Consider the following 24,082-nt stretch of genomic DNA (forward strand, 5'->3'; position numbering starts at 1 on the left):
GTCTCGCGGCGTGAAGATGCTGGTCATCGCCTGCAAGACCGCCACCGGCGCCGGCTTGGAGCACGCCCAGCGCACGTTCTCCATCCCCGTGATCGGCGCGGTCGAACCGGGCGCCCGTGCCGCTGCGCGTGCCACCAGGAACCGCCGCGTGGGCGTCATCGCCACCAAGGGTACGGTCGAAAGCGAGTGCTATCCGCGCGCCATTCGCCACATCGACGCCGGCATCACCGTGTTCTCAACGGCCACGCCCAAATTCGTGGACATCGTCGAGCAGGGCATTCGCATGTCCAAGGGCCCCATCGAGGACCTCACCAGCCTTGCCTCCAAGGTGTACATCCGCCCCGCGTTCCAGGAAATCGCGCAGGACTACCTTGAGCCGCTGCGCCGGTGCGGCGTGGACACGCTCGTGCTGGGCTGCACGCATTACCCCATGCTCAAGGCGCTGATCGGCGGCGTGATGGGGCACAGGGTTTTGCTGGTTTCTTCCGCCGAGGAGATGGCCAAAGACGTCCACGACACCCTTGCGCGCCGCGGCCAGCTTGCTGCGCCCGACAACCAAGCGGTGCGCGAGTTCTTCACGTCCTCGGCCGACGTGGATGATTTCCAAGCGTTCGGCTCGCGCGTGTTCAACCAGCCAATCGCGCGTCCCGCTCATGTGGACCTGGACACGTTGTAGAATCGATTTCGTATATTTCTGCCCGCAAAGGAGCATCATATGTTTGCAACACGTATTGGTAATCGCAAGGATCGCGAACTGCGCCCCGTGACGCTCGAGCGCGCGGTGATGAAGAACGCCGCCGGCAGCTGCCTGGTGAAATGCGGCGACACGCACGTGCTGTGCAGCGCCACCATCGAGGAACGCGTGGGCGCATGGCGCAAGGGCTCGGGCAAGGGCTGGCTGACCGCCGAATACGCCATGCTGCCTGCGTCGACGGCCAAGCGCACGCCGCGCGAGACTAAGGGCCGCAAGGGCCGCAGCCAGGAAATCGAGCGTCTGATCGGCCGCAGCTTACGCAACGTGTGCGACCTGTCCAACATGGGCGGCGAGGTCACCATGACCATCGACTGCGACGTGCTGCAGGCCGACGGCGGCACGCGCACCGCGTCCATCACGGGCGCCTGGGTGGCCGCCTACGATGCCTTCGAGATGTGGAAGGCATCGGGCAAGGTCAAGGTGAATCCGCTGTTCGGCCAGGTGGCCGCCGTGAGCGTGGGGCTTGTGGACGGGCGCCTGCTTCTGGATCTGGACTATCGCGAGGATTCCTCGGCCGAGATCGATATGAACGTGGTCATGAATGCCAAGGGTGAGTTCGTCGAGGTCCAGGGCACGGGCGAGCAGGTGCCGTTCTCGCGCGCCCGCCTGAACGACATGCTGGACATGGCCGAGGAGGGCATTGGGCAGCTGCTAGTTCTGCAGCGCCAGGTGCTGGGCCTGGAATAGGGGAGCGAAGCGATGAAAAAGGTAGTTATCGCCACCAACAACAAGCACAAGGTGGAAGAGATCGAAACCGCGCTCAACTTCGAGGGCTGGGAGTTTCTGACGCTCGCCGATTGCGAGCCGTACCCCGAACCCGCTGAGGATGCCGATACCTTCGAGGGCAATGCGCTCATCAAGGCCCGTGCCGCGCACGAGGCCACCGGCTTGGCGGCGCTCGCCGATGACTCGGGCCTGGCCGTGGACGCGCTCGACGGCGCCCCCGGCGTGTTCAGCGCCCGCTATTGCGGCGTGCATGGCGACGACGATGCCAGCAACGCCAAGGTGCTGGCCGAGCTCGAGGGCGTGCCTGACGAGAAGCGCACGGCGCGCTTCGTGTGCGTACTGGCGTTCGTGGATGAGGACGGTTCGGAAACCACGGCGTTCGGCACCATCGAGGGCCGCATCGCGCACGGTTTGTCGGGCGAGGGCGGCTTTGGCTACGACCCTATGTTTCTGCCCGACGAATTCGGCGGCGCTAAGACGCTCGCCGAGGTTACCCAGGAGGAGAAGAACGCCATCAGCCACCGCGGCAACGCGCTGCGCGCTCTCAAGGAGAAGCTGGCGCATTAGCGGCTGGCCTGCGACGACGACGCGGGGCAAAGCCGTTGTGCCGCGCGTCGAATGCGCAAGCGAGCGGCGCAGGATCGAGATGCTGTAGAAAAGTCTTGAAGGCCTGCGTTCCTTTGCTATAATAGGCAAGCTGTTCGACAGGATAGCAGCGCCGGGACGTGGCGCAGTTTGGTAGCGCGCCTGCTTTGGGAGCAGGATGTCGCAGGTTCGAATCCTGTCGTCCCGACCATGCGGGTGTAGTTCAATGGTAGAACCTGAGCCTTCCAAGCTCATGACGCGGGTTCGATTCCCGTCACCCGCTCCACGAAATGCAACGGGCCAGGAAAACTTCCTGGCCCGTTTTGCGTTCAGCGACGTATAGGGAATCGAACCGATGAGGTGGATTCGCGTGAAGAAAACCGCCCAGTGGGCGGTTTTTAGCGAATCGCCCGAGGGCGGAAGCCCGAGGGGTAGAGCGCTCGCGAAGCGGGCGCGGGATTCCCGTCACCCGCTCCACGAAATGCAACGAGCCAGGAAAACTTCCTGGCTCGTTTTGCGTTCAGTGGCACTTACTCTTGCTTGTCGTATGAAACTGCAAGAATTGATGCGAACTTGCAGTATGAAACGACAAGAATAGCGATAGCCTCATCGCCGGTGCAGGTATGGCGACTACTTCACCACCAGCACGGGCACGTCCACTTCGCCGAGGAGCTTGTGGCTCACGCTGCCCATAAACTCCTTCCAGCCAGAGAGGCCGCGACTACCCACGATCACCAGGTCGTAGCCTTCCTTCTCCACAAGTTTCGCGATCTCGCGCGCGGGGTCGGTACCCTTGACCAGCAGCTCCTGCACGGTATTATCGCCGGCGCCGTTCTCGTCCAGAATCGCCACCGCCTGGTCAAGCAGCTCCCAGGCGTCCTTCTCCATCATGTCGAGGATGGAGGCGAAGCTCGTCATCTGATCGTCGGAAAGCAGCGGCACCGCCACAACGTTCACTACGTCCACTTCAATGGACGAATCGAGCCCTGCGATGTCGCCGGCTTGCGCAAGCGCCTTCTTGCCGCATTCGGACCCGTCGTATGCGACCAGGATTTTCTTCAGTGCCATAATGTCCTCCTTGTCGTGTGCTTCGCCCGTGCGGAATCATCGGCAGCGCCTTCAAAATCGCAAGGCGGAGAGGCTTTCTCCCTATAAGCTTAGTATACTCCGCCACAGGCGCCGGAAGGCTCGCGACATGCCGCGTGAACCTCCCGTAACCTTGAACGAACTCGGGCACTTTCGGCCAGGCTGCCTAGAACGTGCGTCTGAAGTGCGAGACGACCTCCACGTGATGCGTCTGGGGGAACATGTCAACCGGGGTGGCGCCCACAAGCTCGTACCCAGCCTCTTCCAGGCGCTTCACGTCGCGCGCCCAGGTGGAAGGGTTGCAGCTTACGTACGCCATGCGTGTGGGGCCGGCCTCTGCGATGCTGCCGATAATCTCGGCAGCCAAGCCCGCGCGGGGCGGGTCAACCAGCAGCGCGTCAAGTTCGCCGAGTTCGGGCAGTTCGCGCGCCGCGTCGCCGCCGATGATCTCGATGTTGTCCAGATGCGCCGCCTCGCTCGCACGCCGCAGGTCGCGCACGCTGGAGCCGTAGCTTTCCACGGCGAACACCATCTCGGCCGCGCGTGCCATGGGCAGCGTGAACGTTCCCACGCCGCAGTACAGGTCGGCCACGTAATCCTCTTCGCCAATTTCCAGTCCGTCGAGGGCGATTTTCACCAGCTTGTCGGCCTGGGCGCTGTTCACCTGGAAAAACGACGGGGCGCTCACGGCGAGCTCCTCGTCGCCTACGCGTTCGCGCCATCGCGCCGCGCCGCCCAGCACCTCGATGCCTTTGAGCTTGCGCGCCTTGCCGGTGTCGCTGGTCATCACGCGCACCACGCCCGTCGCCTTGGTTGCCTGTTCGAGCGTTTTCGCCACCATCGCGCGCGGGAAGCCGCTGGGATTGGTCCACAGGGCGATTTCCAGGTCGCCCGTGCGTGCTGAATGGCGGATGCCAACGCGATAGATTCCCAGGTCGCCGCGCGAATTCAGGTATCGCAGCGCCCCGCGCACCGCCTTGGGCACGCGCTGGATGGCCTTGTGCGCCAAGGGGCATGCATCCGGCGCCACGATCTCGTCGGAGCCTTTGCGGTGGTAGCCCATCATGAATCCCTTGCCGGACACATCGGCACAGCTGAACTCCAGCTTGTTACGGTAGCCCATCTGCTTTTTCGAAGGAACGCAGGCGGCCACCAGTTCCTGCGCGCGTTCAGGAGCGAACCCGCCCACGCGCTGCAGCTGCGACACCACGTTGTCGCGCTTCTCGGCGATCTGGCGCTCGTAGCTCACCTGCTGCCAACCGCAGCCGCCGCAGATGTCGGCCAGGGGGCACGCGGGCGTCACGCGGTCGGGGGAGGGGGTCAACACTTCGTTGAGCTGTGCCTCCAGGTAATTGCCCTTGTCGGCCGTCACATCGACCGACACCACGTCACCCGGAACTACGCTGTTCACGAACACAGTTTTCCCACTTGCCGCGCGCCCGACGCCCGCATCTCCGTAGGTGAGTCTTTCTATGGTTATTTTCTCGTGCATATATCCTCATTTCTCGCTTGGCTCATTTTACAGTATAATTTCGAACGCTAATGCGCCCTCGTAGCTCAGGGGATAGAGCACTTGCCTCCGGAGCAAGGTGCCGTGGGTTCGAATCCCGCCGAGGGCACCATTTGCAAGTACGTTGGTGTTCCGTCGGCGGGTTCGAACCCGTTCGGGTGGAATTCCGCTACGAAAAGACTGCCGGGTGGGCAGTTTTTAGGAATTTGCCCGAAGGCTTTGGCCGGGGGTCGAACGTCCGTATAAGCGGACGCGGGAGCCCCGCCGAGCGCACCATTTACGGGTTGGTTGGCGTTTCGTCGACGGGGCTAGGCCCGTCCTAAACGCCATTCGCATATCCATGATGCCGCGCGCACCATTTATATAGTGAGAGAAAGGAAGCACGATGGCGCTGTACACCCCCGAATACAAGCCCAGCGGCCGCGAGGTCGCCGTCATCAAGACGTCCAAGGGTGACATCCGCGTTCAGCTCGCGGGCGAAGACGCCCCCATCCACGTGGGCAACTTCGTGGAGCTCGCACGCAAGGGCTTCTACGACAGCCTGAAGTTCCATCGCTACGTTCCCGGCTTCGTCATCCAGGGCGGCTGCCCCAACACGCGCGACCTTGACCCCGAGCAGGTGAAGGCCGCCGCGGGCAATCCGTGGGCGGGTCTGGGCACCGGTGGCCCCGGCTACACCATCAAGCAGGAGTACACCACCAACCCCCACAACTCCCATGACGACGGCGCGCTGGCCATGGCTCGCTCCCAGATGCCCGACTCCGCCGGCTCCCAGTTCTACCTGTGCCTGGGCCCGCAGCACGGTCTTGACTCCGGTTACACCGTGTTCGGCCAGACCATCGAGGGCAAAGACGTCATCGCGCAGCTTCGCGTCGGCGACGTGATCGAGACCATCGTCATCGAGAACGCAGATTAAACGCACCCATCGTGGCCCGCTCCCCGCGCAAGCGACGGGAAACGGCCCAAGGAGAAGACGACTTCCATGATTGACAACCAGTACATCGCATCCGCACGCGCAGCTTACCAGGCTCGCGATTTCCAGACGGCGCTCGCTCTGTTCGGGCAGTGCATCTCCGACCCCACGATTGCCAAGGGGCCCGGGGATGTTGGCTATCTGTATCATCAGCTGGGCAACTGCTATCTGCAGCTGCAGCAGTTCGACGAGGCCATCAGCGCCTACACGCAGGCCACGACCGATGCTGCCTACGACGCGTGCGGCGCGGTGAACTGCAACCTGGCCAAGGCCTACGCCTTCTTGCATGACTACGAGGATGCGGTCGAGCATTTTGAGATCGCCGTTTCCGACGCGAAGTACGACGCTCCTTACAAAGCCTACCTGGGCATGGGCAACGCGCTGCTCAAGCTGGGCAAGAACGCCGAGGCGGGCGTGGCGTTCCGCGAGGCCGCGCTGGACGCGCGCAATCCCGATCCCACGAAGGCGCTGCTCAACCTGGGCGTGTGCTTCATGGCGCTCAACCGTCCGGCCGATGCCGTGCAGTCCTACGAGAGCGCGCTGCAGTTCGACATGGACCCCGCCACGCGCAACAAGATGTATGCCAACCTGGGCCAGGCGTATGTCGCCTGCAACCAGATGCAGAAGGCCATGAGCGCCTTCGAGGCCGCCTTGGCCGACAAGACCTACTTCCTGAGCGAGTCGGCAAGCGTCGACTACAGCCTGGCTGCCAAGGCCGTGGCCACCGGCACCGCCGCCATGCAGCCCCTCGCGGGTCAGACGCAGGCCATCGAGCCTCAGTCCGACATGTCCGGCCTGGATGTCGCCGCTGACGGCGCCCCGCTCATGGCACAGGATCCTTACTACACCGACCCGCAGTACTTCCCGGCCGAGGCCTACGGCTATGACGTGCAGGACGGCTACGCTTCGGGCGACGACCGCTTCTTCAACGCCAGCGAGGAAGAACTCGAGCGTTATTCCAAGAGCATCGCGAAGAAGGATCGCAAGCGCCGCAACGTGGGTCTGAAGATTCTCGTGTTCCTGTTCGCGCTGCTTCTGATCGCCGCCGCGGGCTGCGTGTTCCTGTACACGCAGGGCTACGGCTATCCCACGCAGGAGAGCGTGGTGCGCGGCCTGTTCTCCGACACGTCCAACGCTCAGGAGTACTTCACCTCCAACATGAGCGCTGACGCGGTGAACTCCGAGATGCGCGGCGTGGTGCAGGACTCCGATATCACGGTGAACTCCGTGGATAAGAGCATGTCCAACTCCACCGTATACGTGACCGCCCAGGCGGCCGAAGGGGGAGACGTCACCTACCGCGTCGAAATGGTGCGCGACCTGATCGGATGGAAGATATCTGACATCGAGATGGAGTTCGCCTCCCAGCAGCAGTAATCCCGGCGGGTCGTCGTGCGCCGCGTTGATAATGCGCAGGCGGCCTGCTTCTTATGTTTCGCATTCGCCGTCAAATGCCTGTGGCATTATCGAGAAAGGAAAAATCAGAATGGCAATTGAGAAGACCTATTCCATGCTCAAGCCCGATGCCGTGCGCAACCGTCACATGGGCGAGATCATCGCCCGCATCGAGCGCAGCGGTCTGACCATCGAGCGCATGGAGCTTGCCAACGTGACCCCCGAGCAGGCTGCCGCCAACTACGCCGAGCATGAGGGCAAGCCCTTCTACAACGGCCTGATCGAGTACATCACCAGCGGCCCCGTGGTCAAGATGGTCGTGTCCGGCGAGGGCGCCATCAAGAAGATGCGCACGCTCATGGGCGCCACCAACCCCGCCGAGGCTGCCCCTGGCACCATCCGCGGCGACTTTGGCCTGATCATGGACGAGAACGTCATCCACGGCTCCGACTCCCCCGAGTCCGCCGAGCGCGAGATCGGCATTTTCTTCGGCGCTTAATCATTCGCCAAGATTCTAGGGCGCACTGCCCGCTGGGCTGCGTCCGCAATAAGGCATGCGCCTAAAACAAAGGCTCCGGATTCGTTCCGGAGCCTTTTTGTATGCAAGGGGGATTGTTCTTTGCCAGCGCTGCTTAGAAGCTGCGGCGCATCTGCTGCTCTTTGATTTCGTTTTCCATGGACGAGTGGATGATGTTGCCGAACGGGCCCATGTCATGGAGCAGGTCATGGGAGGTGGCGGGGGAGGAGGCCTTGGAGGCCAGGTACGACACGAGCGCGCCGGCGTAGAACTCGGCCAGGAACTTCACGTTGGCGCGGTCGAGTGAGCGGTTGCTCAGAATGAAATGGATGTCTTTCTCGAATGCGGGCACGTAAAGGCGAACCAGGTAGGCGCGCAGGCTGTCGGGCTCGACGCCGCGCAGCGCCTTGCCGTAGTATTCGGGGCGCTTCTGAAGCGTGTCGGCCAGGGCGCGTATGAATTCCGAACCGTCCAGCGAGCGCACTCCGCTTTTGCGGAACGCGTAGTAGGGGAGCTCGGGCATGGCGCCGGGGTCTTGCGGGTTCTCGTACACGAGGTGCTCTTCGTCGAAGCGCTCATGCAGCACCTCGGCCAAATCGCTGCGGAAGATCCAGCGAATCAGATGGCTTTTGTCTTCGAAGTGGTAGTAGAACGTCTTGCGGTTCTTGCCCGACGCGGCGACGATGTCCGATACCGAGATCTTCTCGAGGGGCGATTGAGCGGCTAGCTCGACAAACGCCTCGCCCATGATTGACATGGTGTCGACAGAACTCATATGCCTCTCTATTCCTTTCGCGCGAGTCCGCTGACGCAAGGCGGATGCCTTGGAAGAGCATGAACGTCAAATGCGGTACAGTTTTTAAAAAATGCCCTAGGACAAACTTCGATAATTGTAGTACAGATTGGCGAAAAATGATGCGAAATAAGCCCTGAACTGCGTTTTATATCCATTGCTTATGAATTCTCCAAGATTTATACGAAAACGGCCAAATGACCGTAATTTGAAAAAAATTTATACAAAACAAAAAAACTGACCATCCATGAGGGTGTGAAAAGTGAGTATTCTCGCCATAGAAAGACTGAACGGGCCGTCCATGCGCTCATTCAGCTAGGCCAAATCCTACATTCGAGGAGGAAAATATGGATTTCGCTTTGACCGATGAACAGGAGTTGCTGCTCGAGAGCGTGCGCGAGTTCTGCGATCGCTACTTCACCGAGGACGTCATCAAGGAGATGTACGAGACCAACAGCATGCCCGACGAGATCGCCGAGGCTTATCGCGATGCAGGCTTCGGTCTGATGGGTATCCCCGAGGAGTACGGCGGAATCCCGGCCGACAAGGTGACCATCGGCCTGATGATCGAAGAGCTGTATCGTTGCAGCGGCTGCATGCACATCCTCTATCAGAACTCCCTGTCCATGTTCGACATCATGGAGTTCGGCACCGAGGAGCAGAAGCAGCACGCCGTCGACCACTACATGGAGACCGGTTGGCCCATCGCTTCTCTGTCCATCTCTGAGCCCGGTGCTGGTTCCGACAACCGCTCCATGACCTGCGTCGCCAAGAAGCAGGAGGACGGCACCTACCGTCTGAACGGCCAGAAGACCTGGGTTACCATGGGCGCCGCCCTGCCGTACACCATCGTCATCGCCAAGGACGAGGATCCCTCTCGCGAGAACGGTTCCATGAGCCTCTGGTACATCAATATGGACCGCGAGGGCGTTTCCACCGCTCCTCTGCACAAGATCGGCCAGCAGTGCATCCCGTTCTGCGAGGTTTACCTGGACGACGTCGTGGTGACCGAGGCTGACCGCATGGGCAAGCAGGGCGAAGGCTTCATGATGCTCATGAAGAACTTTGAGGTTGAGCGCGCCTTCATCGTGGCCGAGCAGGTTGGTCTGGCTCAGGCCGCCCTCGAGGACGCCGCCAAGTACGCCAACCAGCGTCTCGCCTTCGGCAAGCCGATCGCCAAGTTCCAGATGATCCAGGAGCTCCTGACCGACATGGAGATCAAGGTTCAGAACACCCGCAACATGCTGTACAAGGTGCTGTGGGAGCTCGACAACGGCATTCCGGTGCAGCTCGACTCCGCTCTGCTGAAGCGCTACGGTTGCGCTGAGTGCTTCCAGGTTGCCGACATGGCTCTGGAGATCTACGCCGGCCTTGGCTACACCACCGAGGTTCGCATCGGCCGTCTGTGGGCCGACATGCGCGGCAACATGTTCGGCGGCGGCACCCATGAAATCATGGCCTACATCGCCGGCCGTCAGGTCGCCAAGAAGTACGCCGACTAGTTCGTGTTACTGACGCGGTTCAACGTCACACCAATGACGGCGAACGGCGGTTCAGCGTCCTAAAATGGGGCGGATTATGAAGGGGATGTGAAATTTCCTTCAATCCGCCCCTTTTCATACAGGGCGCTATCGGGGTCGCGCAAGCGGCGCAAGAAATCCGGCGGGCTCCTTGGCCGCCATTCGCCGCGAACGAGGCCCGAATCGCTCACTTTTTTGCCGCGAAACCCCGTTTTTTACATCACAAGAAAACGAGTATTTTCGATGACCTGGTTAAATGCGAGCAAAATCGCATTGAATTCAGGTGCCGTGATGCTGTATTTGCGGGGTGGTTCGCAGCGGTGTTACGCATCAATCCCAACGTAACACTTCGATTTTTACGCTATACTTAGCCCGTCCGCATCGGAGGCGAAGCACGCAATTCCTTCGTAGATGCGCATCGGGCAAGAGGCAAACCCGTTGCGTCGAGGGCTTCGTGCTTACGGACTCCGATTTGCAACGCGAGAGGCAGAAGAAGAAACGCTACCGAGAAGGGAAAGGCACAAGATGAAAATCGTTGTTTCTTTCAAGGTCGTTCCTGACGATCAGGACATCCAGGTGTCCGGTGACCGCAGCCTGGACTACTCCAAGGCTAAGCCGATCGTCTCGACCTACGACCTGAACGCCATGGAGGCCGCCGCTCAGCTGGCCGCTGCCAACGAGGGCTCCAGCGTCGTGGGCGTCACCGTGGGTGGCTCCAAGATCGACGACTCCAAGATGAAGAAGAACGTTCTGGCCCGTGGCGTCGACGAGCTCTATATGACCGCCGACGATTCCTGCGACGGCCTTGACGCCCATGCCACCGCCGAGGCCCTGGCTGAGCTCATCGCCAAGGTGGGCGAGTACGACCTGATCCTGTGCGGCGACGGCTCTGCCGACAACTACGCGCAGCAGGTTGACGTGCAGCTGGCCGCCAAGCTGGGTCTGCCCGTTGTCAACGGTGCCACCAAGATCGAGGCCGGCGACGGCTTTGTGACCGTCGAGCGCACCCTCGAGGATGTCATCGAGACCGTCGAGGTTCCGCTGCCCGCCGTCGTGTCCGTCACCCCCGACATCGCGCTGCCCCGCATCCCCGGCATGAAGGACATCCTGGCTGCCGGCAAGAAGCCGATGAACGTCGCTGGCGCCGAGGGCTCCTACGCCAACGCCATCGAGGTCGTCGACTGCAAGGCCCCCGAGCAGGCCGACCGCAAGCTCGAGATCATGGACGCCGCCGACGACGGCGCCATCGAGAAGTTCGCCGCCGCCATCAAGGCCGCGCTGTAAGGGAAAGGCAGGATATAAGAGATGAAAGCTTTCGTTCTCGCTGAACGTTCCGACGCCGCCCGCGAGCTGTGCGCCGGCGCCCGTACCGTGGCTGACGAGGTCGTTCTCGTCGCTGTGGGCGACATGGAGGTTCCCGCCGCTGTCGCCGACAAGGTTCTGCATGTGGCTCTGCCCGAGGGTGCTGTGTTCGACGACGCCGCCGACACCGTGATCGCCGCCTTCGATGCCGAGCAGCCCGGCGCTGTGTTCGCCGAGCCCACTAAGCACGTCAAGGTTGTGGCCGGCAAGCTGGCCGCCCATGCCGGTGCTTCCGTGATCACCGACGTCATCGCCTTCGAGGGCGACGTCGCCACCAACATGTTCTTCGGTGGCGTCGGCCAGAAGCAGCAGAAGGCTGCTGGCTCCGTCGCTTTCTACACCGTGGGTGCTGGCGTGTTCGCCGAGGCTCAGGCCTCCGGCACCAACGCCGTCGAGGAGCTCGCTTGGGTTGCTCCCGCCAAGGCTGTCAAGCTCGTGGCCTCCAAGCCCATCGAGAAGAGCGGCGTTGACCTGTTCAAGGCCGACGTCGTCGTGGCCGCTGGCCGCGGCTTCGCCGAGAAGGACGAGCTCAAGCTCGCCGACGACCTGTGCGAGAAGCTGGGCGCCGGCCTCGGCTGCTCCCGTCCTCTGACCGAGGGCGTCGACTGGCTGCCCACCGAGGTCTACATCGGCGTGTCCGGCCTGATGCTGTCCCCCAAGGTCTACGTGGCCTGCGGCATCTCCGGCCAGATGCAGCACATGGTCGGCTGCAACCGCGCGGGTGCTCTGTTCGCCATCAACAAGGACAAGAACGCCCCCATCTTCAAGCAGTGCGACTACGGTCTGGTGGGCGACATCAAGACCGTCCTCCCTGCGCTGACCGCCGCCCTGTAGGCATCGGTCGCGTTCCGTCCGCCCGTCTTGCGGCGTGATGGACTAGCTTTCTCATAAGCACGTGAGGGCGCGTCTTCGGGCGCGCCCTCAATCTAGAATGCCGCGGGGCACACGCCCGGCGGCACGTCCCGGAAGCCTTTCGGGACGCAACCCCCGTGAAAGGATGTAAGCCAATGGCTGACTTCGACGCAATTGTCGTGGGTTCCGGCTGCGCCGGTGCGGTGGCGGCCTATGAGCTCGCGAAGGCGGGCAAGTCCGTGCTCGTGGTCGAGCGCGGCAACTTCGCCGGCGCGAAGAACATGACGGGCGGCCGTATCTACGGTCACTGCCTGCGTGCCGTCTTCCCCGACAACTACGACGAGATTCCGTTCGAGCGCAAGGTTTCGCACGAGCGCATCTCTCTGATGTCCCCCGACTCCAACTTCACCATCGACTTCGCCTCCGACGCTCTGCTGAAGGACGGCCAGGAGTCCTACACCGTGCTCCGTTCCACCTTCGACCAGTGGCTGGCCGAGCAGGCTGAGGACGCCGGCGCCGAGTACATCTACGGCATCGCCGTGGAAGAGCTGCTGAAGGACGAGAACGGCAAGGTCACCGGCGTTTCCGCCGGCGGCGACGAGATCACCGCTGATGTCGTCGTCCTGTGCGACGGCGCGAACTCCCTGCTCGCTGAACAGGCCGTGGGCGCCCCCAAGCCCTCCGCGGCCCAGATGGCCGTGGGAGTGAAGGAAGTCTTCGAGCTCCCCGCTGAGGAGATCGAGAAGCGCTTCCAGTGCAACCCCGGCGAGGGTGCCGCATGGCTGTTCGCCGGCGACTGCACGCATGGCACCTTCGGTGGCGGCATCATCTACACCAACAAGGAGTCCATCTCCATCGGTATCGTTGCCGGCATCGAGGCTACTGCTGAGAAGGCCACCGTGCCTGTGTATCAGATGCTCGAGGACCTGAAGAACCGTCCCGAGGTCGCTCCTGTGCTCAAGGGCGCCAAGCTGGTCGAGCATTCCGGCCACATGGTTCCCGAGGGCGGCATCACCACGATGCCCGACCTGATTGCCGACGGCGTGCTCATCGCCGGCGACAACGCCACCATGTGCGTGAACCTGGGCTACACGGTGCGCGGCATGGACTACGCCGTGGCCGCTGGCCAGATGGCTGGCCAGGCTGCCGCCAAGGCGCTCGACGCGGGCGACACCTCCAAGGCCGGCCTGCAGTGCTATGTGGACGCCCTGGAGAACTCCTTCGTCCTCAAGGACCTGCGCCAGTTCAAGAACGTGCCTAACTTCATGGAGCACTTCGACCGCATGTTCTGCGGCTACCCGGAGATGATCCGCGACATGATGAACGGCATGTTCGTCGTTGACGGCACCCCTGTGCCGCCCATGAAGAAGACCATGATGCCCATCGTCAAGGGCGTCGGCTTCATGAACCTGTTCAAGGACGTGAGGGGAGCGATGAAGGCCCTATGAGTCGAGACATCAAATTCACCGTCAACGTCGACGAGTACCTGTCGCTGAACAAGTACGAGGTCGACGAGACCAGCGCCCACATCGAGCTGGTCGACGAGCCCTCCGACGAGGAGTTCGACAAGCTGATCATGGTGTGCCCCGCTGCGCTGTACAAGCGCGACGAGGAAGGCCGTAAGTCCTTCGACTACGCCGGCTGCCTCGAGTGCGGCACCTGCCGCGTCGCGTGCGGCGACACCATCATCAAGAAGTGGGAGAATCCTCAGCCCACCATGGGTGTTGAGTACCGCTTCGGCTAAGCCTATTGCGGATACCGAAGGCTGCCTCTATCGGACCCACCACGGGTACTGAGCGTCGCTTCCGCTATGATGCATTGAAAGGACCGGGAAACCCCCCGGTCCTTTCTTTTTTCACTGACGTACTGGATATGAGTTGTGTCTGGGTATGGTCTGCGTCGTTATGCATTGCGCTTGAATGCATGCTGTAGTTGGGGCTTATAGGACAAAAGTGTGTCCGTATTTGTCCGTGGATCACAATGTCACTGGGGCAGCATCCCGTTCAACCACATACTCAGTTTGCGTATGCTGAGCGGGTCGGCCCATCAGCTGGTCAATTTTGAATCGTCTGGGCGATTAGGACGTTTGTAGGAGGTCTGACGGTCAAAAAATGAACCAAATGGGTGGCAATCTTGTTCACGTAACTGTTCTGATTTCTCAAAACCGCTCGCCGAACGATAGATGAGGGGTTGTTTCGAACGAAACGAGGCATGTATTGCGACAAATGGCATGTATTGGATGGCTAGCCTGGTTTCTTAAATTGTGAAATCGCCCATTCGCTTCAGAAATGACCATATGGAAGGTTTTCAGCAGGCGTTACGCCCATTGCTCGCTCTTTTTGACCAACCCAACGCTTGGTAGCCTCATTAAGCGGTATGAGCGAGCCATGGCACGGTCTTTCGAGGGAGGGGGATTGGGAGCCTACTCGGAGCGGTGCATGTTGATGTAGTCCAAGAGCTCTGAGCGCTTGTGCACGTGCATCTTGGAGTAGATGTGGCGCACGTGCGTCTGCGTGGTGTAGGGCGATATGACGAGCTTCTTGGAGATACTGTCGATGGTGTAGCCGCGCGCGAACAGCTTGAGGATCTCGCCCTCGCGCTTAGAGAGCGCGAACTCGGCGATGGCGGCGTCGCACACCTCTTCAACCTCGTTGTTCTTAGACGGGGCAGTGGTGAGCTGCAGAATCACGCTTTCTTGGCGCATGAGCGGAATGAGGCAAATGGCAAGCAGGCATAGGAATACGATTGCCGTTTCGGTGGAAAGCTGCTCGTGAAGCACGGGGTTCTGCTCGTAGAACACGGCCACGCTGTCGCCGAAGAAGAACCCTAGGCGCACTACGGCGCTGGACATGCCGAAAGCCATGGCGGTGGCCACAAAGCCTTTAGCGGAAAGCGTACCGAAGTATCCGATCAGCATGACTTCGAAGATTCCCGCGATGGCGACGGTGATGATGAATGAATACGGATACAGCAGGGGATCGCCGTTAACGAAGAGCGAAATCGCCGCCACCGTGGCCACCAGCAGCCAGGGGAGGAAACGGTAGGTGACGATGTTCTTGGAGATGGTCGCCTGGCAGATGGCGATAACGCCGGCGGCCAGGGCCGAGCACGAAATGCCAATCACGTACGACATGTCATCGGGCCAGATGCCGCCCGGGCTCAGCATGTCTGACGGGATGATGGCGATGTTGTAGTAGCAGGCCGCACATCCGATGAAGATGGTCACGGAGATGATCACCGTGGGTTTAAGCGTCTTCTTGCGCGTGTCCGTGGGGAGAAGCGTGGGGAGCGGGGTAGCACCGAGCGCCTTGCTTTCATGCAGGTAGAGAACCACGCTTGCGATGGGGAGCAGCGTCACAAACGCTACGGCCACGATGTGAGGCGCAATGGTGGTGAAAAGCATCGAGGCGAGCATCACCGCGCCGAACACACCCAGGAACTTATGGGTGGAGAACGAGGACTTCTTACGGGCGTGATATTCGCCCAGTCCGATCCAGATGATGGCGTTGGAGAGGCCGAAGAGGAGAGGGAATATCACGAGTGCCGCTACAGTGTTTAAAACGGCGTCGCTCCACAGCGTGTAAGACGCTGTGGCCCCTGCGGCAACGACACCGGCGATGATCATCAGCGACGGCATCTGATAGAGCTGCTTATCTATCTTATTAAAGAGATTCGCCAGAACCAGAAACGCGATTCCCGACGCGGCGAGTGTCGCAAGCCACGAAAACGTGACGTTATCGGACAGTAAATTGCTATGCACGAAGATGTTGGGCGTGAACCAAAGGCTGTAATACCACGCGAGCAGCAGCGTGGTGGCGAGATAGTACAAGCCGAAACGTTCCTTGGTTTCCTCCGTCAATTTAGTGGCGGCAGAGCCTGAAATCTGTTCCAAGGCATCCTCGCTTCCTATGGAATACCCAACTATCTATCATCGCGTCCTATAAAACAGTACTCCATTTCGAGGAGCAATAGGGGGTGATTACTTAACCCTTGCAGAATTGTTACGCATCTAAGATACAAGATAACGCCACGTGAGGTGTATCCCTAAAAAATGAGTAGTCGAAAAAAACCTGATAGCGAGTATTCAGGTAATGAGGATTTCATGGCGTTCGAGCGATACCCGTTTTGCTCTTTGCGGCACAAAATGCCCACATCTGGTCTTGCACCCCGCAATGCGCATGCCAGGCAAGGTTTTGAGCATGCGAGTGGGGGCAAGGGGCATTCACCCGTGAAAGGAGGCGGATGCACGTCGGCTAAGGGGGCCGAAACGCAAGCCGTCCGACGACGGCAAGACGATTCCCGTTCCTATCTATATTCCTCGGATGCTCGAAGCGAACATGAATCGCGCGAACGCGAACCTTACCTTAGGCGAACGATCTTCCAAGGGCTATAGACAAGAAGGGACGTCTGGATTCCTGCGAAGCGTGAGAGGGTTTCGCAGGCCTTACTTGAGAAAGGGAAAACAATGTCTTTTCTTGCTAAGAGCAAGGGCGAGGTGACCTACAAGGACCTCAGCGGTCTGCACAAGTGGTTCTTGATCATCCTCATCTCCATGGGTTCTTCCATCATCTACACCCCGATGTATCTGAAGAACGTGTTCTACGAGCCCCTGATGCAGGCTCTGGGTTGCACCAACGCCGACCTCGGCGCTCTGGTGTCCTGCTACGGCATCGCGGCCCTCATCTGCTACCTGCCCTCCGGCATCGTGGCTGACAAGTTCCGCATGCGCACCCTGGCCTGGGTTGGCTTCGTGGGCACCGCCATCCTGACCTTCATCTATGCGACGCTGCCTTCGCTGTTCATGTGCTATGTTCTGTTCATCGGCATGGGCATCACCTCCATCCTCATCTGGTGGGGCACTCGCTTTAAGGTCATCCGTCTGTGCTGCGAGGAGAACGAGTATCCCGCCCGCATCGGCGTGAGCTACTCCATCTACGGCGTTGCCGGCCTGGTCATCGGCCTGATCAACGCTGCCATCGTGGCCGCTATCCCCGTGCCCGCTCAGGGCGTGCAGGCTCTGCTCATCTTCCTGGGCGTGCTGATCGCTCTGCTGGGTGTTCTGTCCTTCATCCTGATCCCCGACTTCAAGGGCGAGATCAACAAGGACTCCAAGCTGTTCAGCCTGGCCGACGCTCTCGAGGCCGTCAAGACCCCCGGCGTCATCTGGGCATGCCTCGCGTACTTCGCAGTGTACTGCGTGTACCAGGGCGCTACCTACACCACCCCGTACCTGACCGCCATGGGCGCCGACCCCAACATGGTCAACGTCGCCGGCCTCATCCGTACCTATGGTATCGGCCTGCTCGCTGGTCCTGTCCTGGGCGTCATCGCTGCTCGCATCAAGTCCACCAAGACCATTCTCGGCTGCTTCGTGATGGCTATCGTGGTCCTGGGCGTGTTCATCGTCCTGCCTCAGGACACCAACCTCGCCATGGTTGCTCTGGCCCTGGTCGTGGTGTTCGGATTCTTCACCTACGGCGCCTTCTCCATCGGCTCCTCCCCTCTGTCTGAGCTGGGTATCCCGATGCGAATCTTCGGCACCGCTTCCGGCCTGCTGTCCGTCATCGGCTTCGTGCCCGACGTGTTCATCCACACCTGGTACGGCTCCATGATCGACGCTTCCGGCACCGCGGCGTACGACATGATCTTCGGCTTCGAAATCATGTTCGCAGTCTTCGGCATCGTGATGCTGATCATGTGCCTGCGCACCGTCAAGAAGCACGCTGCCGCCAACACTGCTAACGCTGAGAACTAACGCGTAAGACCCCCTGCCGACGACGTGACCGTCGGGAACTCTCATCAGATATGGGGCGGGCAAGACATACCGCCTGCCCGCCCCGTGAAACCCCTTGACAAGACCTATGAGACGCATGATCAACGCATGCTTCTCATGAGCGGTACGCAGTTGGAAGCCTCCTTTGTCCACCCAGCCCTCCCGGGCACCGCTCATGAGGCGCATACGCCCGCCTGATATGGCGTACGTCTTTGGTAATTCGGCCCGAAGCCGCAAGGCGGAGGACCGGAAGGTGAAATCCGAAACTACAGGAGGTTGACATGGATTTCAAACTGTCCGACGAGCAGCAGCTGATCGTGGATTCCTATCGCGACTACATGGAGTCCGAGAACTGGGAGACCTACTTCCATGAGTGCGACGAGAAGCACGAGTACCCGCTGCGCTGGACTAAGGGTCTGTGCGAGCTCGGCTTCGACCGCATCATGCTCGACGAGGAGCATGGCGGCCTGGGCCTCGAGGAGCCCATCACCACGCTGATGGCCATCTACGAGGTGCTCGGCCAGTATGGCGCCCCCACCTATGTCCTGTATCTGCTGACCGGTTACAACACCATCGTCCGCGAGGGCACCGAGGAGCAGATCGAAGCCTGCCTGAAGTACCTTGGTACCGGCGAGCAGGTAGTCAACTCCGCCTGCACCGAGCCCGGCGCCGGCTCCGACGTGTCTGGCCTGCAGACCACCTATCAGCGTCGCGACGGCAAGATCTACCTGAACGGCACCAAGACCTTCATCACCTCCTCCAAGGGCGTGAAGTACCTGATCATCATGTGCCGCGACGCCGACAATCCGGACACCATCTCCGAGTTCTTCGTTGATATGTCCAAGCCGGGCGTTTCCCTGTCGCCTCTGACCAAGCTGGGCCTGCGCATGGACTCCTGCTGCGAGGTCTACCTCAACGACGTTGAGATGGAGGAGAAGGACTTCTTCGGCAAAGAGGGCAACGGCTTCAACCGCGGCGTTTCCGACTTCAACTTCGAGCGCTGGCTCGTGGGTGCCTGCGACTACGGCACCGCTATCTCCGCCTTCGAGGATGCCGCTAAGCATGCTTGGACCCGCGTTGCCTTCGGCAAGCCGATCGCTCGCTTCCAGCTGAACTCCCTGAAGTTCTGCAACATGAAGATCAAGCTCGACGCCATGCGCAACATGCTGTACGAGGCCGCTTGGAATGCCGACGTCAACCTGGGTGGCGACGTCGACGCCGGTCAGGCCGCTCGCTGCAAGTACTACTGCGCCAACGCTTCCTTCGAGGTTGTTGACGACGCCATGCAGATCCTCGGCGGCATCTCCGTTGCTTCCGAGCATCGCATCAATCGCATCTGGCGCGACCTGCGCGTCGACCGCATCTCCGGCGGCACCGACGAGATGATGATTCTCACCGGTTCCAAGATGGCCATCAAGCCTTACCGCCAGTAAGTTGAATCCGGGCGGCCACTCTCGCCGCCCGCTTCACCTCCTGCGGGCGCCCGCAGCATTGCGGGCCCTCGCAGGCGAGCCATCCTTACAAAGATGACTCATGCAGTTTCTAATTCTTTGAGTGTGAGGAGAAGTCCAATGGCTGCAATTCCTACCGAGAAGCCGTCCTTTGGCGTTCTTGACGACGTGAAGATTGTCTTCGCCGCTATGGAAGAGGCAATTCCCCGCGCCTGCAACATCATGGCTGACTGGGGTGCCGACGTCACCTGGCTCGAGAACACCGGCTATGGCGACACCGTGCGCGACGCCAAGAACGCTGCTCAGGCCGAGCGTCGTAACTGCCGTTCCGTCCAGCTGAACCAGTTCACCCCCGGCGGCAAGCAGGTCCTGCTTGACATGCTGAAGGACACCGACATCTTCTTCGAGTCCTCCAAGGGCGGCACCTGGGACCGCAAGGGCTTCACCGACGAGGATATGTGGGCCGTTAACCCCAAGCTGGTCATCGTCCACTGCTCCGGCTTTGGTAAGTTCGGCGATCCCGACCGCGTCAAGCGTCCCGCTTACGACGGCACCGTGGGCCCCTATGCTGGCTTCACCTGCCAGAACGGCACTCCCGAGCAGCCGATGATCACCATGCCTTACTCCGGTGACTACATCAACTCCTACCTGCTGATCGGCGCTTCTCTGGCCGCCCTGCGCAAGGCTGAGCGCACCGGCGAGGGCGAGAGCATCGACTGGGCAATGTATGAGGGCATCATGTACATGAGCCAGTACTACCTGGTCGACTACCTCAACGACGGCATCAACTGGGGTCGCGCTGGCGCCCGCAACCAGAACCTGTGCGGCATCGGCGTGTACAAGTGCAAGGACGGCTTCATCGCTCTGAACCTGTTCGGCATCCGCCAGAACAAGTGGATTATCGAGGAGCTGGGCCTGGGCGATCAGTGGGGTACCCCCGACCTGCCCGAGGACACCGCTTCCCTGTGGCTGTCCATGCCCATCGCCAAGGAGTTCGAGAAGCGTCTCGAGGCTTGGCTGCTTGAGCGCACCAAGCTTGAGCTCGAGGACATCCTCGCCGAGCATGCCATCGCCGCTCAGAGCGTCCTGGAGTTCGAGGACATGGTGAAGGATCCCCATATGGCCGCCCGCGGCAACTTCGTCGAGTGGGAGACCAAAGACGGCGAGACCTTCAAGGGCCTCTCTCCGATGCCTCGCTTCGAGCAGACCCCCGGCAAGATCTGGCGTCCCATGCCCGCCAAGGGCGGCGACACCGTGGACGTGCTCACCAAGCTGGGTTACTCCAAGGAGAAGATCGACGAGCTGGTTGCCGAAGGCGCCATCGCTGTCGGCGAGAACTAATCGACGCCTGATTCTGATGCGCGCTCGCGCATCGTGAGGGACGATATGGAGCCCGCCTCGTGCGGGCTCCATCTTTAAGGGGCCATACGACGGAAACGGACTGCAATGAGTACCATCGTAGGTAACGACGACCTGCGCAGCCTTTGGGAGCGGCTGCGTGTCGAGCGTGGCGACCACGTTTTCATGGAGTATCAGAGCAAGGCGGGGCAGAAGCAGGTATTCACCTACGCCGAGTTCGACCGCTTCATCAACCGCACTGCCAATTACTTTCTTTCTCTGGGCGTGAAGAAGGGCGATAACGTCGCTCTCCAGCTCTATAATTCGCCGGAATGCGTGTCGGCTGCTATGGCGCTTGCGAAGATCGGCGCCGTGGCTGTGCCCATCAACATGGCGAACATGGTTGAGGAGTGCGCCTTCGTCTACGAGAAGTGCCACATCGACATCGTAGTTGCCGAGCCGGACTGCCAGCCTTTCTATGTGGAGGGCGTTCCTTCGGAAATCGAGTGGCGCAACCCTGTGCCCGCGCCGGTCGAGCGCATCTATCCCATCAAGCATCTGCTGGTTTCGCACCACCATGCGGGCGAGCCGCTGTTCGGTCATTCGGTGGATTTCGACGCCGAGGTCGCCAAGTGCTCCGACGTCCTGGAGGCTCCATGCGAGCTTTCCGAGCTGGATACCGCGATGATCATCTTCACCTCGGGCACCACGTCGTGCCCGAAAGGCGTGGAGCTCACGCATGCGAACATGCTGTTCGGCGGCTACTACACCGATTGGCAGTGCATGCTCACGCCGGAAGATCGCCTGCTCACCACGATGCCGGCGTTCCATTCCAACTTCCATCTGGCCGCTCTCATGCCGGTTCTGACCGCGGGCGCGACGCTCGTGTTCATCGAGAAGTACAGCGCGCGCCGCTTCTGGAAGCAGGTGCGCGAGTATCACGCCACGTCGCTTCAGCTCACGGCCATGCTCGTTCGCACGATGATGCTCCAGCCTCGCGACGAGGGCGAGCTCGACCATCACGTGCATTCCGCGCAATACTATCTGGCCATCACCGAGGAGGAGAAGGACGCCTTCGAAGAGCGCTTCGGCATTCGCCTCATGAACTGCTACGGTTCCACCGAATCGGTGTGCTGGGTCCTGACCGATCTGCCGTACGGCGAGCGCCGCTGGCCGTCCATCGGCCGTGCGGGCCTGGGCTACGAAGTGGAGATCGTCGACGACGCCGGGGTGCCGGTGGCGCCTGGCGAGACGGGCGAGATCGTGGTGCGCGGGATTCCCGGCGTGGGTGTCATGAAGGGCTACTACGAGGATCCGGCCGCCACCGCCAAGACCATCACCGCCGACGGGTGGCTGCGTTCGGGCGACAAGGGCTATCGCGACGCGCAGGGTTGGTTCTACTTCGTGGACCGCAAGTCCAACATGATCAAGCGCTCAGGCGAGAACATCTCGGCATCCGAGGTGGAAGGTGTGCTCATGGAGCATCCCGCCGTCGCCGAGGCCGCCGTCATCGGCGTGCCCGATCCGGTGCGCGACCAGGCGGTCAAGGCGTTTCTGATTCCCGAGCCGGGATGCAGCGTGGATACCGACGAGGTGACCGCGTTCTGCCGCAGCCGTCTTGCCGGGTTCAAGATCCCCTCGATCTGGGAAGTTGTTGCAGATCTGCCCCGTACCAGCGTGGGCAAAATCGCCAAGAAGCTTTTGAAATAGGGAGGGAGCGCAATGGCAATCAGCACTGAAATCGTGGGGAAGACCTTTGGGCCTTTCGTGCGCGACTATACGTTCAAGGACCTCGAGATCTGCGCCCTGGGCTGCGGCTGCGGCTGGGACGGCAAGGTTGATCTCGAATATGTCAATGAGCATGACGCGAAGAACCCTGACCTCAAGGTCCTGCCCATCTTCGGCGTGCCGCTGACCGTGAACGAGGAGATGACCACCACCCTCGATTACGGCTTCGACTACTCCGGCTCGCTGCATTACGGCATCGACGTGTACTTCCACGCGCCGTTCAAGATGAACGACCACATCGAGACCTACGTGACCCAGGAGGCCGTCTGGGATCGCGGCGAGGGTCGTGGATCGCTGTCCAAGCAGGTGGGCAAGTCCTACAGCTCCGACGGCACGCACCTGTGCACGGTGGAGACCTACGACTGCTGCATCTACGACGGCGGCTTCGGCGGCGAGCAGCCCCCGAAGGATGTGGTGGAGTACCCCGATCGCGAGCCTGACATGGTGTATGAGGAGGTCGTTGGCTACAACTGGCCGCTGATCTACCGCATGATGGGCGACTGGCACCAGCAGCACATCGACTGGGCCTACACCGAGCAGACCGGACTCGCGCGCCCCATCAACCACGGCGTGTGCACCGCGGGCATCGCGATGCGCCACGTGATCAAGCTGCTGTTCCCCGGCGAGCCCGAGCGTCTGCGCCGCTTCAAGTGCCGCTTCACCTCCCCGGTGCTGCCCGGCACCAAGCTGCGCACCCAGGTGTGGAAGATCTCTGACACCGAGGCGCGCTTCCGCGTGGTGGATGCCGACGCCTTCGACGCGGCGGTGGCGGCGGGCGAGCGCACGCCCAAGCCGTTCCTGAACTCCTGCCTGGTGGAGTGGGAATAGTCGTGCGGCGCGCCCGTACATGGAGGTAACGCTTGTTCAACGGTGGGGGACTTGTATAGTTCTCCACCGTGAATTGGGTGCATGATGGACAGATAAGGCATTCTGGCCGTTCGTCTATTCATCACAGACTCAATTTGGCGCCTTTGACGAGGCAATGCAGGCATGGGGCCTGCGATCGTAGGAGGAGGTTCGCGCCATGAGCAACGACGTGAAGAAGAACACCAACGTGACAAGCCCGCCCGAGCAGAAGGAGCAACGCCTTCCTGACCTGGGTCCCGACGTTCGATCCACCCATTCGTACAAGAAGGCGCGTGACCGCTTTTCGCCCGAGGGCTTGGCGGATGCTTTCAAGCACATCCCCGAGCGCACGAAGAAGGCGGCGAAAAAGACCATCGACGACGTGCAGATGACGCCGTTTTTGCGCAAGATCTCGTTCTTCTCGAGCGGCGGATCGTTCTTGGACGGCTATGTGCTCTCGCTCATCGGCGTGGCTCTGACGCAGATCACCCCGATGTTCAACCTGAGCTCCGTGGAAAGCGCCGCCATCGGTGCGTCGGTCATGCTGGGCATCCTCGTGGGCACCATCGTGGGCGGCTACCTCACTGACATCATCGGCCGCAAGAAGATGTTCATCATCGACATTCTGGCCATCGCGCTGTTCTCGATTTTGAGCGTGTTCGCAAGCACCGCGTGGGAGCTTGTTGCCGCGCGCTTCTTCATCGGCGTGTTCGTGGGTGCCGACTATCCGATTGCCACCTCGCTCATCGCCGAGTTCACGCCCAAGAAGCACCGCTCGGTGTCTATGGGCATGGTTTCGGCGGCGTGGTATTT

At 61.0% G+C, this 24,082-nt stretch carries 21 protein-coding genes and 3 tRNA genes; 20 read left to right on the plus strand and 4 right to left on the minus strand.

Annotated features, from left to right (window positions below; translation table 11 throughout):
- The 5 genes from Q0J60_RS07890 to Q0J60_RS07910 form a co-directional block, all read left to right on the plus strand.
- Positions 1-676 (plus strand): glutamate racemase (locus Q0J60_RS07890; RefSeq protein WP_294440325.1); only part of this gene is annotated, 676 nt, incomplete at its 5' end.
- A 39-nt stretch (positions 677-715) separates the two neighbouring features.
- On the plus strand, positions 716-1,441 hold the full coding sequence (gene rph, locus Q0J60_RS07895; protein WP_294440327.1) for a ribonuclease PH: 726 nt from the start codon (positions 716-718) through the stop codon (positions 1,439-1,441).
- A 12-nt stretch (positions 1,442-1,453) separates the two neighbouring features.
- A complete protein-coding gene (rdgB, locus tag Q0J60_RS07900; protein ID WP_294440330.1) occupies positions 1,454-2,047 on the plus strand; it encodes an RdgB/HAM1 family non-canonical purine NTP pyrophosphatase in 594 nt (197 codons plus the stop codon).
- 152 nt (positions 2,048-2,199) lie between these two features.
- Positions 2,200-2,276 (plus strand) — tRNA-Pro (locus Q0J60_RS07905).
- 1 nt (position 2,277) lies between these two features.
- Positions 2,278-2,351: transfer RNA gene (locus Q0J60_RS07910), tRNA-Gly, on the plus strand.
- A 344-nt stretch (positions 2,352-2,695) separates the two neighbouring features.
- Here Q0J60_RS07910 and Q0J60_RS07915 read toward each other — a convergent pair.
- Both Q0J60_RS07915 and rlmD read right to left on the minus strand, forming a co-directional pair.
- Complete coding sequence (locus Q0J60_RS07915; RefSeq protein WP_294440332.1) at positions 2,696-3,133, minus strand: universal stress protein; 438 nt, start codon at positions 3,131-3,133, stop codon at positions 2,696-2,698.
- A gap of 184 nt (positions 3,134-3,317) precedes the next feature.
- Positions 3,318-4,643 carry a 23S rRNA (uracil(1939)-C(5))-methyltransferase RlmD gene (gene rlmD, locus Q0J60_RS07920; RefSeq protein ID WP_294440334.1) on the minus strand — a complete coding sequence of 442 codons (1,326 nt, stop codon included), beginning with the start codon at positions 4,641-4,643 and terminating at the stop codon, positions 3,318-3,320.
- Positions 4,644-4,697: 54 nt separating this feature from the next.
- Here rlmD and Q0J60_RS07925 point away from each other — a divergent pair.
- From Q0J60_RS07925 to ndk, 4 genes are all read left to right on the plus strand, one after another.
- Positions 4,698-4,773 (plus strand) — tRNA-Arg (locus Q0J60_RS07925).
- A 273-nt stretch (positions 4,774-5,046) separates the two neighbouring features.
- A complete protein-coding gene (locus Q0J60_RS07930; protein ID WP_294440336.1) occupies positions 5,047-5,577 on the plus strand; it encodes a peptidylprolyl isomerase in 531 nt (176 codons plus the stop codon).
- Positions 5,578-5,643: 66 nt separating this feature from the next.
- Entirely contained in the window at positions 5,644-7,011 is a 1,368-nt protein-coding gene (locus tag Q0J60_RS07935) for a tetratricopeptide repeat protein (RefSeq protein WP_294440337.1), read from the plus strand.
- 109 nt (positions 7,012-7,120) lie between these two features.
- Positions 7,121-7,528, plus strand: coding sequence for a nucleoside-diphosphate kinase (ndk, locus tag Q0J60_RS07940; protein ID WP_123209109.1), 408 nt, complete (start codon positions 7,121-7,123; stop codon positions 7,526-7,528).
- Positions 7,529-7,661: 133 nt separating this feature from the next.
- Here ndk and Q0J60_RS07945 read toward each other — a convergent pair whose 3' ends face one another.
- Entirely contained in the window at positions 7,662-8,321 is a 660-nt protein-coding gene (locus Q0J60_RS07945; RefSeq protein ID WP_294440338.1) for a TetR family transcriptional regulator, read from the minus strand.
- Between the two features lie 365 nt (positions 8,322-8,686).
- Between Q0J60_RS07945 and Q0J60_RS07950 the strand changes: the two genes are divergently transcribed.
- The 5 genes from Q0J60_RS07950 to Q0J60_RS07970 all read left to right on the plus strand — a co-directional run bounded on the left by Q0J60_RS07950 (position 8,687) and on the right by Q0J60_RS07970 (position 13,817).
- Positions 8,687-9,841 carry an acyl-CoA dehydrogenase family protein gene (locus tag Q0J60_RS07950; RefSeq protein ID WP_294440340.1) on the plus strand — a complete coding sequence of 385 codons (1,155 nt, stop codon included), beginning with the start codon at positions 8,687-8,689 and terminating at the stop codon, positions 9,839-9,841.
- Positions 9,842-10,384: 543 nt separating this feature from the next.
- Positions 10,385-11,143, plus strand: a complete 759-nt coding sequence (gene fixA / locus Q0J60_RS07955; RefSeq protein WP_294440342.1) for a putative electron transfer flavoprotein FixA — start codon at positions 10,385-10,387, stop codon at positions 11,141-11,143.
- Positions 11,144-11,164: 21 nt separating this feature from the next.
- Positions 11,165-12,055, plus strand: coding sequence for an electron transfer flavoprotein subunit alpha/FixB family protein (locus Q0J60_RS07960; protein ID WP_294440344.1), 891 nt, complete (start codon positions 11,165-11,167; stop codon positions 12,053-12,055).
- Between the two features lie 173 nt (positions 12,056-12,228).
- Complete coding sequence (locus Q0J60_RS07965; RefSeq protein ID WP_294440346.1) at positions 12,229-13,521, plus strand: FAD-dependent oxidoreductase; 1,293 nt, start codon at positions 12,229-12,231, stop codon at positions 13,519-13,521.
- A complete protein-coding gene (locus Q0J60_RS07970; protein WP_294440348.1) occupies positions 13,518-13,817 on the plus strand; it encodes a ferredoxin family protein in 300 nt (99 codons plus the stop codon). Before Q0J60_RS07965 ends, Q0J60_RS07970 begins: the two co-directional genes overlap by 4 nt.
- Before the next feature lie 678 nt (positions 13,818-14,495).
- Here Q0J60_RS07970 and Q0J60_RS07975 read toward each other — a convergent pair.
- Positions 14,496-15,965, minus strand: coding sequence for a helix-turn-helix transcriptional regulator (locus tag Q0J60_RS07975; RefSeq protein ID WP_294440351.1), 1,470 nt, complete (start codon positions 15,963-15,965; stop codon positions 14,496-14,498).
- Between the two features lie 573 nt (positions 15,966-16,538).
- Here Q0J60_RS07975 and Q0J60_RS07980 point away from each other — a divergent pair.
- The 6 genes from Q0J60_RS07980 to Q0J60_RS08005 form a co-directional block, all read left to right on the plus strand.
- On the plus strand, positions 16,539-17,828 hold the full coding sequence (locus Q0J60_RS07980) for an MFS transporter (protein ID WP_294440353.1): 1,290 nt from the start codon (positions 16,539-16,541) through the stop codon (positions 17,826-17,828).
- Between the two features lie 299 nt (positions 17,829-18,127).
- On the plus strand, positions 18,128-19,279 hold the full coding sequence (caiA, locus tag Q0J60_RS07985; RefSeq protein ID WP_123209100.1) for a crotonobetainyl-CoA dehydrogenase: 1,152 nt from the start codon (positions 18,128-18,130) through the stop codon (positions 19,277-19,279).
- Positions 19,280-19,417: 138 nt separating this feature from the next.
- Complete coding sequence (gene caiB, locus Q0J60_RS07990) at positions 19,418-20,638, plus strand: L-carnitine CoA-transferase (RefSeq protein ID WP_294440358.1); 1,221 nt, start codon at positions 19,418-19,420, stop codon at positions 20,636-20,638.
- A gap of 105 nt (positions 20,639-20,743) precedes the next feature.
- Complete coding sequence (gene caiC, locus Q0J60_RS07995; RefSeq protein WP_294440360.1) at positions 20,744-22,345, plus strand: crotonobetaine/carnitine-CoA ligase; 1,602 nt, start codon at positions 20,744-20,746, stop codon at positions 22,343-22,345.
- 12 nt (positions 22,346-22,357) lie between these two features.
- Positions 22,358-23,251: a MaoC/PaaZ C-terminal domain-containing protein gene (locus Q0J60_RS08000; protein WP_294440363.1), complete on the plus strand. Its 894-nt coding sequence runs from the start codon at positions 22,358-22,360 to the stop codon at positions 23,249-23,251.
- Positions 23,252-23,447: 196 nt separating this feature from the next.
- Positions 23,448-24,082, plus strand: a 635-nt coding sequence (locus tag Q0J60_RS08005; RefSeq protein ID WP_294440366.1) for an MFS transporter, incomplete at its 3' end; no start/stop codon positions are given.

Source organism: uncultured Slackia sp., from assembly GCF_944321625.1.
GTDB lineage: Bacteria > Actinomycetota > Coriobacteriia > Coriobacteriales > Eggerthellaceae > Slackia.